The sequence below is a fragment of the Candidiatus Paracoxiella cheracis genome (assembly GCF_049348705.1).
In the GTDB taxonomy this organism is placed as follows: domain Bacteria; phylum Pseudomonadota; class Gammaproteobacteria; order Coxiellales; family Coxiellaceae; genus Paracoxiella; species Paracoxiella cheracis.
Genome location: NZ_CP186485.1, coordinates 491,293 through 506,185, shown reverse-complemented (window position 1 = coordinate 506,185; position 14,893 = coordinate 491,293). Strand labels below are relative to the sequence as shown.

The following is a 14,893-nucleotide window of genomic DNA, read 5'->3' as shown; positions in this document are numbered from 1 at the left end:
GATGGCGGAGTGGACGGGACTTGAACCCGCGACCCCCGGCGTGACAGGCCGGTATTCTAACCAACTGAACTACCACTCCTCGTTTTTTGTGAAGTTTGGCCTGCACGACACTGAATGCTACCACATAGCCACGCTGCTCACAAAAAATGGTGGGTGCTGAGGGGATCGAACCCCCGACATTCGCCTTGTAAGGGCGACGCTCTCCCAGCTGAGCTAAGCACCCAGAATTTCCGTACTTCCAATAACGTAATCGCCCCTCCACCAGATCAAGTCATTTCCCAATCCAATGGCGGGGCGACAAAGATAGCCTATATAAAGGCGTTAATCAAGCTAGTCTTTATTAACAGCTTCTTTGAGCTTCTTACCAGCCTTAAACCTAGCAACTGTTGCTGCTGGAATTTGCATCGTTTGGCCTGTTTGCGGATTACGACCGGTACGTGCAGCACGTTGACTAGTTGTGAAACTACCAAATCCAACCAACACAACGTCATCACCATTACTTAACGACGAAGTAACCGAATCAACAAATGCATCGAGAGCACGCGCTGCGGCATTTTTAGAAATATCGGCAGCGGATGCCATAGCTTCAATCAGTTCATTTTTATTCATTATAGAATCCCTCTTCTATTTTCTTAGCGGTTTATAAACCTGCATGGGCGCGGAGTTGCCCAACCCCTCCATGTGTTCGACATGTTATTGAGTTATACCAATAGGATTTACTAACTGTCAAGAGGCGCTCTTTGGTATACCGAACACACAGAAGCCGGCTATTCTATGCCACCTACTGTTAATTTATCAACCTTTATCGTTGGTTGACCAACACCAACGGGTACAGACTGTCCGGCCTTTCCACAGCTCCCGATGCCGCTATCTAATTTTAAATTATTACCCACCATGGAAACATGGTGTAAAACTTGAGGACCGCTACCAATCAATGTAGCCCCTTTTACAGGACAACTGATTTTTCCATTTTCAATTAGGTAAGCCTCGCTCGTTGAAAAAACAAATTTTCCTGACGTGATATCCACTTGACCTCCTGAAAAGTCAACGGCATAGAGTCCTTTTTTAACGGAAGCAATAATTTCATCAGGATCCGACTTGCCAGCAAGCATGTAGGTATTCGTCATTCGCGGAATGGGTAAATGCGCATAAGACTCTCGTCGCCCATTTCCTGTTGGTTTCATTTTCATCAAATAAGCGTTGTGACGATCTTGCATATAATTTTTCAAAACACCGTTTTCGATTAAAACAGTTTTTTCGGTCACCGTGCCTTCATCATCGACACTCAATGAACCACGGCGCAGAGGTATCGTTCCATCGTCAACAATCGTACAGATAGATGACGCTACTCGCTCACCTAACTTTCCGCTAAAGGCTGAGCTGCCTTTACGATTAAAATCACCTTCTAAACCATGCCCTACCGCTTCGTGTAAGAGAACGGCTGGCCAGCCGGGACCAAGAATAACAGGCATCGTGCCTGCGGGAGCCGGCTTTGCTTCCAAATTACGAAGCGCTTGCTCAACCGCTTTATCGGCAAAGCCAAAAGGTGTGGATTCATCCATAAACAAATCATAATTTGAACGAGCGCCTCCTGCGGCCATGCCCGATTCTTTTTGACCATCCTGCTCCACATACACACGAATCATAAAGCTTACCAAGGGTCGAATATCTGCCGATAAGGTGCCATCACTGTTGAGAATGAGAACCGTGTCGTACTGGCCGGATAAGCTGACAATGACTTGTTTGATACGCGGGTCTTTCTTTCGAGTGTATTGATCCACTTGATGTAACAACGACACCTTTTCTTTTTCCGTCAGCGAATTGATCGGATTAACTTCGGGATAAAGCATCGGTGCGAAATTGGTTTTAATCCGTTGAATCGATCGATTACCATTGGTGTGCACAATACTACTGGCACATGCCGCCGCTTCTTTTAAGGCTTTGGCATTAATTTCGTCCGCATAGGCAAATCCAGTTTTTTCACCACTGATGGCGCGCAACCCAAAGCCTCGATCAAAACTATAATCTGCATCTTTTACGATCCCATCTTCAAGACTCCAACTTTCTTCATAAATGCTCTGCAAAAAAAGATCCGCCGTCTCAATAGAAGCGCCCATAGCGTTTCCCAAGGCATTTTCTAATGCTTGGATATCAAGACCTGCAGGTTGCAATAGTGCAGTTACAGCGTTATCAATAATATCGCTCATAATTTATGTACCATGTGTGTGTGTTTCAATGGACCGGGGTATTTTTATAATGTGCGGTTTTGTCCAAGGTCCCGTTATCCGATAATTAATTTGCGCCGCCTTACCTAGCTGAGGCGCTAAAATTTTATTAGCAATCCAGGCTATCGCACCAGCGATTGGCCCACCTGCAATTCCAACGATCAATGGTAAACTCGAAGTAATGTTGGGCACAATATTTAGTTCCAAATTATAATTTTTACGCACAAAGCCAATATTACCATTGACCCGCACCCATGCAACTGATCCCACAATTGAAGCATTTTTTGTTATTGCATTCCCATGATTTAATGCAAAACTCCCTTTCATTAAGTCAAAAGCAAACCCTTTTTTAGCGAGTTGCACTAATTTTACAGGAAGCAGAGGCAGCGTTTGCAAGCTAAATAAATTTAGGAGACGCCCAAAACCTAGCTCTGACTCTGCATTTTTTGTCACTTGAGAGACTCGGCCATTTCTAAATTTGATACTCACACTGCCGTTAAGTTCGGCTGCACTAAACTCATGAGGTGATCCTGGCCAATCCAGTGCGAAATTTACGGAACCATCGCCCCCCTCTAATGCGGTTGTGACTCCCCAATTCTTTAAAACCCCACCTAAATTTTTACTGCCAAATTGGCCATGCAGTGTAGATTTCTGTTGACCCTGCTTATCTTGCCAAGCCCCACTAGCCGACAGACCAAATAGGTTATTGGTCACCGTCAGTTTATTAATTTCCAAACCTGCTTGGGTCGGTGTACTGTGAATATGAACCTGCCCTAGTTCTTTAGCCCCATATCGAAAATCATCACAAGTAAAATCAAAAGGTGGAATTTGATGTGGATCAATTTTTTGCTGCTGATCCCCTTTCTTTTCAATCTTAATGTTAGGCAAATATAATCGGCCAAAATGCCCATACCACCGTTGATGAAAATTGTTAGGCATAAACATATTTCCAGCAATGATAGGATTTTTTACTGTAATTGACCATCCCGCTGATTTTGGCAGTATGTTCACATACAGATCATTTAACGTATGCTTAGATAATGAAAGCTCCCCAATTTGCAATTTTATACTTCTTATAAAGGTGTTTTGAGATATTGGAATTTTTGAGGCACCACCAAGGCCTCGAAAATGAGCATCAAAATACTTTTTCCAGTGTCCCCACACAACTTGCTTCAAGCTGCCATCAATCAACAACCCCGGTGATTCCTGCAACTGAGCTTTCCCTTTTCCAAAAAGGAGTTCGCCTGATATAAAGTTTAATTTTTTGCCTGAATTCGTAAAATTGGCTGCCGCTGAAAAATCAGTGCCATATTGTAACGTGACCGCTAACGGTTTGTTATGTACAGTTTTCATCGTCATAAAAAAAGATTTTGTCTGATCTGCCGTCTTACTATAAGGTGGGGGCAGTGATGTAGAAACGCCATTTAAATCTGATGCGAAACTAAAACTGTTGCCAATCGGGGAATTTTCATCCCGAATTTGGACTAATGCACGATATGAAGCTGTACCTTGCATAAACTTCAAGACAGGTAATTTCAACTGTTTTTGCAAAGACGCCATGTTTAATTCGCCACCCACTCGGACTTGTAAAATAGGCAAAGCCGTTTTTGCATCCAACGTCGATACATCAACTACAACGGGTAATCCATATTGTAACGCTGTCACATGCGTCGCCGATAAATGATTATTTACAAAATGAAAAGCACCTCTAATATGATTCAATTCTGTATTCCACGTCTTTAGCCTCATCGTGCCATTGTTGACAGTCACGTCTCCGCTAGCAATAGCATCCTTTTTGTTGTTATATAACGGAATAATCAATTTAAGATTAAGATTCATTGGGCCACTTAAGCCAAGGACATCTAATTGTTTGCCTACAAGGAGTGGTGATGCCTTCAAAAAATTCTCACCATTTTTTAAGTTGGAAACAGAGTGTCCCGTTACAGTTAGCACCGACTTTTGCAAGTCTGGAATTTCTGCTTGCACATGATTTAATGAGTTTCCAACTGTCACGCCTTGGTCGACTTTCACGTGCATGCTGCGATCATCGAACGTTAAGAGTCCATTGATGTGATGAATGACAGGCCAATCCGGCGCATATTTAAAATCTAAATCTTTAATTTTTGCTTCCAAACGAAACTTACCGCGTCTGTCATCAAAAGGAAAATCATTCACAGGGCCCTGTAACTCCATTTTTCCTTCTGGAACTTTCCCTGATAAAAATGCATTGGTAAGCCATGTTCTTAATTTATTTTTAATGAGACGCGCAGGAATATAGTCTTTCAAAAGACCTACCTTCATAACTTGGTATTTTGTTTTCATGTGAATGATTGGCGAACCCGCTTTCGGCACTGCTAACGTAAATCTACTTTGCATGCTTCCCATTTTATTATTAAATGCCAGTTGTGACATATTCACCATCCAACCTGACTCTGTGTGTTGCCAGGATGTCTCAACATTTAATCGATCGAAAAATAATGGATGATTAAACAATTGGCGCACGTTGAGTGATGTTCGAGTCGATGCGAGTTTCAATTCACCTGCCTTAGGCGTTGTATCGATAAACCCTGTTAGTCCTGAGGCAGCAGGTAATTTACCCGACGAAGAAAAGCTCAGATTATGAAACTCTGTTCTCACACGATTGAAAACTGGCTCTCCTTGTTGAAGCGTCATCACAAGGCCTAAGTTATATAAATCCCCTCCTGGATGTAATTCCTGGTAGGTTTTTTGAATAGACTTTGGCCAAGCTCCGAAGTCTTCAGCCAAAGCGTGAATATCATCTAAACGAATAAATTGTGAGGCAAAAACTATTTTTGCAGGTTGGGATTTGTTCGCACTAAATACTCGCATTCCAAATGTGTGTTCTGGCCATGTTTTTCCATGCATTCGCAATTGAATGTGATTTGCACTGAATGACCAACCATCAGAATAGCGCTGCCAATATATATTTGCATTAAGGTGGTTAATAAAAATATTTTTGTGTTTCGCCGTTAAACCAAGTCCCATCTTTTCACTTTGCAACACACCTTGATAGTCAATCAGTTGTCCATCACGCCACTTTAACCAAGATTGTACATTCGCAACGCCGTGAGTTAGCGTCAGTTTTTTAAAATATTGGCGAAAATAACGATTATCGACCCATTGTTTAAAGACTAAATCATTTGCCCTGAAATACAAATCCGCACTAAATTTAGAGATATCAGTGCTTTTTAAATTCATCACAAAACGAAATCGCGTAGGAATCGTCTGCGCCAATGAGGCCACTCCTGCGATCTGGTGCTGTAACACGCCATTCGTGACTTTTAAGCGCAAATTTTTAATCGGCAACAAACGGCCATCCACCATATGAACATTGACATCTATATATTGCAGAGAAACTTCCGATTGAGTGAGCATCCAAAGCAAAAGATCTTTCATATAACCCACGTCAGCTTGCTTCCGTTTATCGTGTAAATCAACGACACCTTTTACATAAAACTGACCATCTTGGTTTTGATAAAGATCGACATGCGTACCCGATATAAATAAATGTCCTGGCAATAATTTCCAGTTAATTAGGCTGTGAATTAAATTGATACTGATAGAAAGTTGATTAACTCTGAGCAGTGATCGCGACTGTTTTGGATCTCTAACGATAACATCGTTAAATCTCAATGTGGGATCAAAACTCCACCATCCTATCGTCACCCGGCCAATATGAACGGGCTCATGCAACGCATTGCTTGCCCATTTTTCAAAAAAAACACGTTTACCGTTAAGAAGCGGCACAACTGCGCGCGCCACACTGAGAAGCACGGCGAAGATAACAATTAAGGTCGCTATGGAAAAGCCTAACCATTTAAGACAGCGTAGGACAGCATTTTTTAGCATCAGCCTAGTTCAAATCGATGTTGGAAATCCCTCAATAACATAGACACCCATGGCCATAAGACAGTAGTCGTTACAATCGGTAGCCAATATTTCCATGTGTCGGGAGAGGTACCGGCCAGTGCCAACACCCAATATTGCAATGCCAGGTATACCACTGTCAATAACATGATTAACAATGTTTGCTGCCATAAGGGAAAGCTACGGATCTGTACATGGAATTTTACTATAAAGTAAGCAATTACAGCTAACACGAACGCGTGAAGCCCAAAGACTGTGCCCGTCAGTAGATCTAGCCATAAGCCTACAAACCAAGCAATACCAATTCCCACGCGATGCGGAATACAAATCATCCAAAAAATTACTATCATAAATACCCATGCCGGATGAAACCATGCAACAGAATGAGGCAGAGGCAGAATAACCAGCATCATCCCAACAAGGATCGATAAAGCGATTAATACCAGATGCTTTAATCCGCTACTTTCCATGGGCACCTTTCCTGACGGGTGATGAATCGCTTATCTTGGAGTTTAGTTGTTTTTGAACTGCTTTTTCTAAGGAGGCTTTACTTGGCCACGCTAATAAAACTTGTTGTGTTCGATCGATATGGGCCGACGGATTGAGGAGCACCGTTGCAAAACGCTTACCGGGTGTATGTGAGAGCTCTGATACAACTCCAACAGGATAGCCCACCGGAAAACGTAGTCCCAACCCTGACGTTACAAACAAGTCGCCTTTTTGAATGTCGCTAGTATCGGGAACATTAATTAAGGTGAGTTTATCAGAACTACCCTGACCAATAACAATCGCGCGAACTCCATTACGGTAATCTTGAACCGGAACCGCACTTTTAGGATCAGTGATCAGCATCACTCGACTCGTTAAGGGGCCAATATGAATAACTTGCCCAACAACACCATAAGCATCCAAAACAGGTTGCCCTCTATAAACGCGATATCGTCTACCTTTATCGATAATAATTTGCTGTAAATTGGGATCAACATCGACTGCTAACAGTTGCGCAACAACCACGTGTCCACCAAGATGCGATGTGGATTTTAACAATTCACGCAATTGCGCATTCTCTCGTTCCAATGCCAGTAGTTTTTGCAGCTTTGACTGTAAAAGCAATTCATGCGCACGCAGTCGCGCATTATCTGCTAACAACTGTTGCTGAGAAGTCACACTACTAACAATCCAATGCACGGTTTTAATAGGCACATCAACTAAATATTGAATCGGCAACACCGCCACAGATAAATCGGAGCGTATTTTTTGAAAAAAAATAGCTTTTTGATCTAATACCATTAAAGTAATGGCGAAGACGATACACAATAATGCGCGACTGCCAGGATAAGACGAGCTTTTAAATAGGAGTTTAATGACTCTTCCCTCCTTACACTCAACGCTTAATCCCTAGACAAAAATTCGCTGCCCATTACTCGCATAATTTCCAGTGCGCGCCCGCCACCTCTTGCGACACAAGTTAATGGATCTTCAGCAACGACTACAGGTAAGCCCGTTTCTTCCATCAGTAATCGGTCGATGTCTTTTAACAAAGCGCCACCGCCCGTTAGTACCATGCCACGCTCAGCGATATCGGCCGCTAATTCAGGAGGTGCCTGCTCTAGTGCAGCGCGCACAGCACCGACAATACCAGACAAGGGCTCTTGCAATGCTTCCAAAATCTCATTGCTATTGAGTGTAAAGCTACGGGGAACTCCTTCTGCGAGATTGCGCCCACGCACTTCGATTTCTTTGACTTCACTGCTAGGAAACGCCGTGCCAATATCTTGCTTGATGCGCTCAGCAGTAGTTTCACCGATGAGGCTACCGTAATTGCGACGAACGTAACTGATAATCGCTTCGTCAAATCGGTCTCCACCAATCCGAACAGATTCGGCATACACAATACCGCTCAGTGAAATGATTGCAACTTCTGTCGTACCACCACCGATATCGACAACCATTGAGCCACTAGCCTCCTCGACTGGCAACCCTGCTCCCATCGCTGCTGCCATAGGTTCTTCAATCAAATAGACTTCTCGCGCACCGGCACCCAGAGCTGATTCTTTAATCGCACGGCGCTCCACTTGGGTCGACCCACAAGGCACACACACTAAAACGCGTGGGCTTGGTCGTAAAAATTTCGTTTTATGAACTTTGTGAATGAAATGTTGGAGCATTCTTTCTGTGACATGAAAATCAGCAATAACGCCGTCTTTTAATGGGCGAGTTGCCACAATGTTGCCTGGTGTTCGCCCTAGCATGCGCTTGGCGTCTGCGCCAACCGCTGCCACACTATTTTGACCGCCGCGTACATCCTTGCGAACTGCTACCACAGAAGGCTCATTTAGGACGATACCACCCTGCTCGACCATATAGATCAAGGTGTTGGCAGTACCTAAATCGATTGAAATATCATTAGAAAAAAGGCCACGTAATTTTTTAAACATTTGTCCCCATCATCCTGTGTAAAGAGTTAAATTTGATAAGTACTTTAACCGAAATCTATAAAGGATGGAAGCTGTGCCAAAGGATGTGTATAATGACGACCCGTTCGAAAGAGGATCATCGATGACTACCCTGAAAACAGACGATATCAATCATATTGCCCATCTGGCGAGACTCACCATTCCAAAAGAAGAGAATGAGCTATTGCTGAATGAGCTCAACAAAATTCTCGACATGGTTGCCGAAATGAATGCGGTCAGCACCGATAAAGTCGATCCCCTCGCTCACCCTTACGATGAAAAACAACCATTGCGCGCAGATGTGGTAACAGAAACCGATCAACGACAATTATTTCAGAAAATTGCCCCACAAACACAAGCAGGATTATATATCGTACCTGCCGTTATTGAAAATAACGAATAAATGGATGACCGTATGCATACGAAATCAATTGCCGAACTGAGTAAAGAATTAAAAAGTAAAAAAATATCCAGCATCGAACTGACGCAGCATTTTCTCGATCGTATTAAAAAACTGGGCCCGGAATTAAATTGTTTTATTACCGTGACAGAAGAAGCAGCACTAGAGGCAGCAAAAGCTGCCGATGAGTGCATTTCAAAAGGTGAGGCAACACCATTAACGGGAATTCCCATCGCTCAGAAAGATATTTTCTGCACGAAAGGCATTAAAACAACCTGCGCTTCAAAAATTCTCGATAATTTCATCGCACCATACAATGCAACTGTCGTTGAGCGTTTTAATGCGGCTGGTACAGTTTTACTCGGAAAAACAAACATGGATGAATTCGCAATGGGTTCATCGAATGAAAATAGTTTTTACGGCCCCGTGAAAAATCCGTGGGACATTGAGCGTATTCCAGGCGGCTCCTCAGGGGGATCGGCTGCTGCCGTTGCTGCACGACTAACACCAGCCGCAACCGGGACAGACACCGGCGGCTCTATTCGCCAACCGGCTGCGTTATGCGGTATTACTGGCTTAAAACCCACCTATGGTCGCGTTTCTCGCTACGGCATGATTGCATTTGCATCGAGCCTCGATCAAGGCGGGCCTTTAGCACAATCGGCAGAAGATGCTGCGATGTTATTAAATGTGATGGCGCCGCATGACGAACGCGATTCAACAAGCATCAACAAAGAAACACCTGATTACACCGCAACGCTTAACAACGATATTAAAGGTTTAAAAATCGGTTTGCCCAAGGAATATTATGGTGAAGGTTTAGATTCGAGCATTGCAGATGCCATTGATGCTGTCAAAAAACAATTAGAACATTTAGGTGCACAATTTGTTGAAATCAGCTTACCTCACACCAATCTTGCTGCATCAGCATACTACGTTTTAGCACCGGCAGAATGTTCATCCAACCTTGCTCGTTATGATGGTGTCCGATACGGTTACCGTTGCAAAGATCCCGTCGATTTAGAAGATCTTTACAAACGCACACGCAGCGAAGGTTTTGGCACCGAGGTGAAACGACGCATCATGATCGGTACTTATGTGTTATCCGCAGGTTATTACGATGCTTATTATTTAAAAGCACAAAAAATTCGTCGCCTCATGCGCAATGATTTTCTAGAAGCCTTCAAACAAGTTGATATTATTTTAACGCCATCGACACCCACACCAGCTTTTAAGATGGGTGAAAAAGTCAACGACCCCATCGCCATGTATTTATCCGATATTTACACGATTGCTGCAAATTTAGCAGGATTACCCGGGGCATCGATTCCTGCTGGTTTTGTGAAAGGCTTACCCGTTGGAGTGCAATTAATTGGAAATTATTTCGATGAAGCGCGAATATTAAACGTCGCACATCGTTATCAGTGCGCAACTGATTGGCACCAACAAATACCGGAATTAAATTAGGGATCCCTATGCAATACGAATCAGTTATCGGCTTAGAAGTTCACGTACAACTTAGCACGAAGTCAAAAATATTTTCGGGCGCATCCACAGCCTATGGTGCCGATCCAAATACACAAGCTTGCGCCATTGATTTAGGATTTCCTGGTGTTTTACCGGTATTAAATAAAGAAACTATGCGTCTTGCTGTGCGCTTTGGTTTAAGTATCGATGCCAAAATCGCACGTCATTCTGTGTTTGCACGCAAAAATTATTTTTATCCGGATTTACCAAAAGGTTATCAAATCAGCCAATACGAATTGCCCATCGTCGGCAAAGGCACATTAGACATCGAGCTCGAAGATGGCACCGTAAAAACAATCGGTATCACACGTGCGCATTTAGAAGAAGATGCGGGAAAATCTTTGCATGAAAGTTTAGCGGGATCATCCGGCATCGATTTAAACCGTGCTGGCACACCCTTATTAGAAATTGTTTCTGAGCCAGATATTCGCTCAAGTGAAGAAGCGATCGCCTATTTAAAAACTCTGCACACATTGGTGCGTTATTTAGATGTGAGCGATGGCAACATGCAAGAAGGCTCATTTCGTTGCGACGTCAATGTTTCATTGCGCCCCAAAGGGCAAGAAAAATTCGGCACTCGCGCCGAAATTAAAAATATCAATTCATTCCGCTTTGTTGAGCGTGCCATTCATTGCGAAATTGAACGTCAATCTGAAATTTTAGAAAACGGCGGGACTGTTGTCCAAGAAACTCGCCTTTATGATTCTGAAAAAGATGAAACGCGCTCAATGCGAACAAAAGAAGAGGCACATGATTATCGATACTTCCCAGATCCTGATCTATTACCACTCGAAATCACCGAAGATTTTATTAAAGCTGTAAAAAAAGAATTACCAGAATTGCCGTGGGAAAAACAAAAACGCTTCAAAGAAGACTACGAACTTAGCAACTACGATGCAAAGATTCTCGCCAATAATATTAATCGCGCTCGCTATTTTGAAGCTGTTCTTAAAGCCGCTGACAATGTCTCACCCAAATTGGCAGCAAATTGGGTTAACGGCGAACTCGCCGCCGCTCTCAACAAAACACATCTACGCATTATTGAAAGCCCAATCAACGCAGAACAGTTGGCAGGGCTTTTACGGCGTGTTGCTGACAACACCATTTCAATGAGCATCGCTAAATCGGTTTTTGAAGCGATGTGGAATGGTGAAGGTGATGCCGATACAATCATCGAAAAACAAGGCTTGAAACAAATTACGGATAACTCTGCACTCGAATCTATCGTTGACGAAATCATCGCAAACAATCCTACACAGGTTGAGCAATATCGCTCGGGCAAAGATAAATTAATTGCCTTTTTTGTAGGTCAAGTGATGAAAGCCACAAAAGGCAAGGCCAACCCGCAGCAAGTGAATGAGATACTGAAAGAGAAATTAAAGCAATAGCGGATTTCAATTGCTCACTATCTCTCTCTCCATCACCTTAAGTCGCGAGTGTTTTTTTAAGTATGATTCTTTTTGAATACATGACTTGATTATCCTAGCAATTTCCTCACAACACTGAGTTCTGGTAGTCGTTTTGCGCCACAACATACCGACCTTACGAGAAGGAATGGGCGCAGATAATGATTTTATAGTGATTGCCGGATCTTGCGAAGCAGACGTCACCGATAAAGCCGGCAATAAAGTAATGCCTGCACCTGAGGCCACAATGTGACGCAACGTTTCAAGACTCGTTGCCTTAAATCCATCGAAATCTTTTGCACCTGACATAGCACAGGCTTCTAATGCTTGTTCACGAAAACAATGCCCTTCTTCTAACAACAAGAGTTTTTCGCTTGCAATATCGTGTAACTTTAATTGTTGTTTTTTACTGAGCTTATGATCTTTTGGTAATGCCACATAAAAAGGTTCTGCAAATAAGGCATTCTCCACTAAACCTTCGGATGCGATGGGTAAAGCCAAAATAATCGCATCGAGTGAGCCCTTTCGTAACTGTTTGGTAATCGTCTCCGTTTTATTTTCACAGACAACAAGTTTGAGATTGGGTAGCTGTTTTTTTATTTGATTTAAAATATGTGGTAACAAATAAGGACCAAGGGTCGGAATAATGCCCAAACGAAAAGTCCCCGCAAGAGGGTCTCTTGATTCTTGAGCAAGTTCTTTTAATTGAGCTACTTCATGCAATACGCGTCGTGCCTGGTCAACGATTAATTTTCCAGTTTCTGTTAAATGAACCCGCTTATTATTGCGCTCAAAAATCTGCACCCCAAGCTCTCCCTCTAACTTTTTGAGCTGGGTGCTGAGGGTTGGCTGGCTGACAAATGACTGTTCGGCTGCCTGACCGAAGTGCTCCGTGTCGGCAACGGCTACTAAGTATGTAAGATCACGAATATTCATAGGGGGCTCTCATCAATAGATTATATCTATCGTTATTATAATAATAATCGATTTCATAAATCAATCTATTTGGGTTCTAATAACATTCACGAGATAAGAGAAGAAGTATATAGATCTCGTAACTAATTGATATTATTAATATAACAGGAGAGACTCCATGAAAAAAATCGGTGAAAAATTTCCAGCATTCGCACTCACTGGCGTCGTGAGCAACCATATCAACGACGCGTTTACTGACATCAGCCTGAATGACTATAAATTGGACTTTGGATAAATAAAATCCCTTGCCAGTTAGGACAATAATCAAAAAATGTGAGTTTCTAAATCTTAAGCTGTTTTTTGCAGCAATTCGTAGAATTGCTCAGGTGTAAAATTTATTTTATCCAACCATGATTTTACTATCCCAATCAAATCCTCTATTTTTTCAGGGTCTGAGTTTTGCGTCTTTTCTTCAGTCCTCTGAATCGTTTTAATTTTTGAGTTGCTATTTTTGAAAATAGCAGGATGTCGCGTGCGTTTCCCCTGCGTATCACCTTTGGTTCTGCCTTGCGGATTACCGCGTGGTTTGCAGAGATTAGCAGGCGTGCCAACGGTATCAAGCACCGTAGAAAAACCCCGTTGCGTTTGTGAAGGGGTCGCAGTTATTGATGGTTTTTCGTTATCCACTTGGAAGCTCGGCAAATACCGCTCCCATTTTTTCGGTAAAATCGGGGCAAGATTCCTCGCTAGATAAAGTTGCGTATACGCTAATGCTGTCATCCGCCACCAATCTTCTTCGTGCTTAACATCCGGTGTTTGGTATCGGTCAAATAACAGTTTGTCTTTACCAAAACGAAAGTAGTGTTCAATGTCATAGCGTCTATCGTAATAGTGATACGCTTCTAATGCTGTGATTTCATTACGTCGTTCACCAGCGAGTCCTAACCAGAGTGGATTTTTATATAAAGATTTACCGTTAGCATCAACCGCAACCAATTGCACAACAGTAACAGGATGCTCATATCCTTTAAATTGCTTTGAACCACGCAGTAATTGGTCACGCCATATTTTAATCTCCAATTGGTAAGTTTTGCCACTGCGGGTTGTAATGGGTTGCTGCACAATCTCATCGGATTCACGGTGAGTCGTGCTGTCGTTTAGTTTCATCGCATCACCATAGCGTTTTATACTTCCTGAGGTATTATCTTCTATTGATGCGGGCGCGAAAACATTACGGGTACTGTTAAAACGGAAAAGATGTACCCAATTGGGATTTTCGCTAACCAGTTTACGGCAAGCTTCTGTACCATATTTTGAATCAGCCACGCTAACCACCAATTTATGAGTAAGCGCTAAGTCTGCAATACAACGGTTAATTTGCTGCATCCCAACTACATTGCCTTTTTCATCGCTTTTAACGCGCCTCGTATCCAGTGGAACTAACCAATGCTTTTCTTGAGCTGCACCATCATTGGGCAATAGTGATACCGTTGAATATTCATGTCCAATGGTAATCGGTTTGTTACCCGGTGCTGGATTAGGGCTGTAAACCACATGGCGATCTTCAACACAGTGTGCACTTTGACGCGACTGTGGTGTCGTATCCGCAATAATGATCACACGGTCATCGCTATGACTCACATGTTCATATTGTATTTTCATCATGCTATCCCAACAATTTGCTACCGACAAACCATCGCTAATCGCATCGGTAATACTACTGTATTCACGTTCAAAGTATGGCGATTCACATAATTCTATGGGTGTTTTGCAGCGATGGCCATGGCTTGAAAGGGCATCGAGTAAATTCATATTGGCATCGCGTCGCGCGGGGAAGATGTTGTAGAGGAATGTACGGAATTGTTTTAGTTTTTCTGTCGCTAACATCGTTTGTTCCTTATTTTATTTTTTCGAACAAACGTTGTTTACAACGTAAAATTTTTTTTCGGTTTCTATGTCAAGCAATTTTTAATTATTTTTATAAATTTATCCAAAGTCCAACATAATGACCACGGCTAGCGCTAAACACCACTATTCACAATATCAATACCGCACCATCTATTCACCGGGGTGCGG

Annotated in this window: 11 protein-coding genes and 2 tRNA genes; 3 read left to right on the top strand and 10 right to left on the bottom strand. The window is 42.7% G+C overall.

Annotated elements, in window-relative coordinates; genetic code table 11:
- Positions 1-2: 2 nt before the first annotated feature.
- From ACJMKR_RS02635 to ACJMKR_RS02600, 8 genes are all read right to left on the bottom strand, one after another.
- Positions 3-79: transfer RNA gene (locus ACJMKR_RS02635), tRNA-Asp, on the bottom strand.
- A 68-nt stretch (positions 80-147) separates the two neighbouring features.
- Positions 148-223: transfer RNA gene (locus ACJMKR_RS02630), tRNA-Val, on the bottom strand.
- Between the two features lie 107 nt (positions 224-330).
- The gene (locus tag ACJMKR_RS02625; protein WP_423063652.1) at positions 331-609 is read right to left on the bottom strand and encodes an HU family DNA-binding protein; all 279 of its coding nucleotides are present in this window, start codon (positions 607-609) and stop codon (positions 331-333) included.
- A gap of 158 nt (positions 610-767) precedes the next feature.
- Complete coding sequence (gene tldD / locus ACJMKR_RS02620) at positions 768-2,207, bottom strand: metalloprotease TldD (RefSeq protein ID WP_423063651.1); 1,440 nt, start codon at positions 2,205-2,207, stop codon at positions 768-770.
- A 3-nt stretch (positions 2,208-2,210) separates the two neighbouring features.
- Complete coding sequence (locus ACJMKR_RS02615; RefSeq protein ID WP_423063650.1) at positions 2,211-6,095, bottom strand: YhdP family protein; 3,885 nt, start codon at positions 6,093-6,095, stop codon at positions 2,211-2,213.
- Positions 6,095-6,583 carry a rod shape-determining protein MreD gene (gene mreD / locus ACJMKR_RS02610; protein ID WP_423063649.1) on the bottom strand — a complete coding sequence of 163 codons (489 nt, stop codon included), beginning with the start codon at positions 6,581-6,583 and terminating at the stop codon, positions 6,095-6,097. The genes ACJMKR_RS02615 and mreD overlap by 1 nt, the downstream gene beginning before the upstream one ends.
- Positions 6,573-7,403: a rod shape-determining protein MreC gene (gene mreC / locus ACJMKR_RS02605; protein ID WP_423063648.1), complete on the bottom strand. Its 831-nt coding sequence runs from the start codon at positions 7,401-7,403 to the stop codon at positions 6,573-6,575. The genes mreD and mreC overlap by 11 nt, the downstream gene beginning before the upstream one ends.
- A gap of 101 nt (positions 7,404-7,504) precedes the next feature.
- The gene (locus tag ACJMKR_RS02600) at positions 7,505-8,551 is read right to left on the bottom strand and encodes a rod shape-determining protein (protein ID WP_423063647.1); all 1,047 of its coding nucleotides are present in this window, start codon (positions 8,549-8,551) and stop codon (positions 7,505-7,507) included.
- A 73-nt stretch (positions 8,552-8,624) separates the two neighbouring features.
- Between ACJMKR_RS02600 and gatC the strand changes: the two genes are divergently transcribed.
- Genes gatC through gatB form a run of 3 tightly spaced genes read left to right on the top strand, consistent with a single transcriptional unit; the run spans position 8,625 to position 11,884 of the window.
- A complete protein-coding gene (gatC, locus tag ACJMKR_RS02595) occupies positions 8,625-8,972 on the top strand; it encodes an Asp-tRNA(Asn)/Glu-tRNA(Gln) amidotransferase subunit GatC (RefSeq protein WP_423063646.1) in 348 nt (115 codons plus the stop codon).
- A gap of 12 nt (positions 8,973-8,984) precedes the next feature.
- Positions 8,985-10,436: an Asp-tRNA(Asn)/Glu-tRNA(Gln) amidotransferase subunit GatA gene (gatA, locus tag ACJMKR_RS02590; protein ID WP_423063645.1), complete on the top strand. Its 1,452-nt coding sequence runs from the start codon at positions 8,985-8,987 to the stop codon at positions 10,434-10,436.
- Positions 10,437-10,444: 8 nt separating this feature from the next.
- Complete coding sequence (gene gatB / locus ACJMKR_RS02585) at positions 10,445-11,884, top strand: Asp-tRNA(Asn)/Glu-tRNA(Gln) amidotransferase subunit GatB (protein ID WP_423063644.1); 1,440 nt, start codon at positions 10,445-10,447, stop codon at positions 11,882-11,884.
- Positions 11,885-11,890: 6 nt separating this feature from the next.
- Here gatB and ACJMKR_RS02580 read toward each other — a convergent pair whose 3' ends face one another.
- On the bottom strand, positions 11,891-12,838 hold the full coding sequence (locus tag ACJMKR_RS02580) for a LysR substrate-binding domain-containing protein (protein WP_423063643.1): 948 nt from the start codon (positions 12,836-12,838) through the stop codon (positions 11,891-11,893).
- A gap of 327 nt (positions 12,839-13,165) precedes the next feature.
- Positions 13,166-14,704, bottom strand: a complete 1,539-nt coding sequence (locus ACJMKR_RS02575) for a transposase (protein WP_423062352.1) — start codon at positions 14,702-14,704, stop codon at positions 13,166-13,168.
- Positions 14,705-14,893 lie beyond the last annotated feature (189 nt).

Excerpts from the sequence above, each read along its gene's own strand:
- ACJMKR_RS02625 (WP_423063652.1), bottom strand. The coding sequence starts at position 609 with ATGAATAAAAATGAACTGATTGAAGCTATGGCATCCGCTGCCGATATT.
- tldD (WP_423063651.1), bottom strand. The coding sequence starts at position 2,207 with ATGAGCGATATTATTGATAACGCTGTAACTGCACTATTGCAACCTGCA.
- ACJMKR_RS02615 (WP_423063650.1), bottom strand. The coding sequence starts at position 6,095 with ATGCTAAAAAATGCTGTCCTACGCTGTCTTAAATGGTTAGGCTTTTCC.
- mreD (WP_423063649.1), bottom strand. The coding sequence starts at position 6,583 with ATGGAAAGTAGCGGATTAAAGCATCTGGTATTAATCGCTTTATCGATC.
- mreC (WP_423063648.1), bottom strand. The coding sequence starts at position 7,403 with ATGGTATTAGATCAAAAAGCTATTTTTTTTCAAAAAATACGCTCCGAT.
- ACJMKR_RS02600 (WP_423063647.1), bottom strand. The coding sequence starts at position 8,551 with ATGTTTAAAAAATTACGTGGCCTTTTTTCTAATGATATTTCAATCGAT.
- gatA (WP_423063645.1), top strand. The coding sequence starts at position 8,985 with ATGCATACGAAATCAATTGCCGAACTGAGTAAAGAATTAAAAAGTAAA.
- gatB (WP_423063644.1), top strand. The coding sequence starts at position 10,445 with ATGCAATACGAATCAGTTATCGGCTTAGAAGTTCACGTACAACTTAGC.
- ACJMKR_RS02580 (WP_423063643.1), bottom strand. The coding sequence starts at position 12,838 with ATGAATATTCGTGATCTTACATACTTAGTAGCCGTTGCCGACACGGAG.
- ACJMKR_RS02575 (WP_423062352.1), bottom strand. The coding sequence starts at position 14,704 with ATGTTAGCGACAGAAAAACTAAAACAATTCCGTACATTCCTCTACAAC.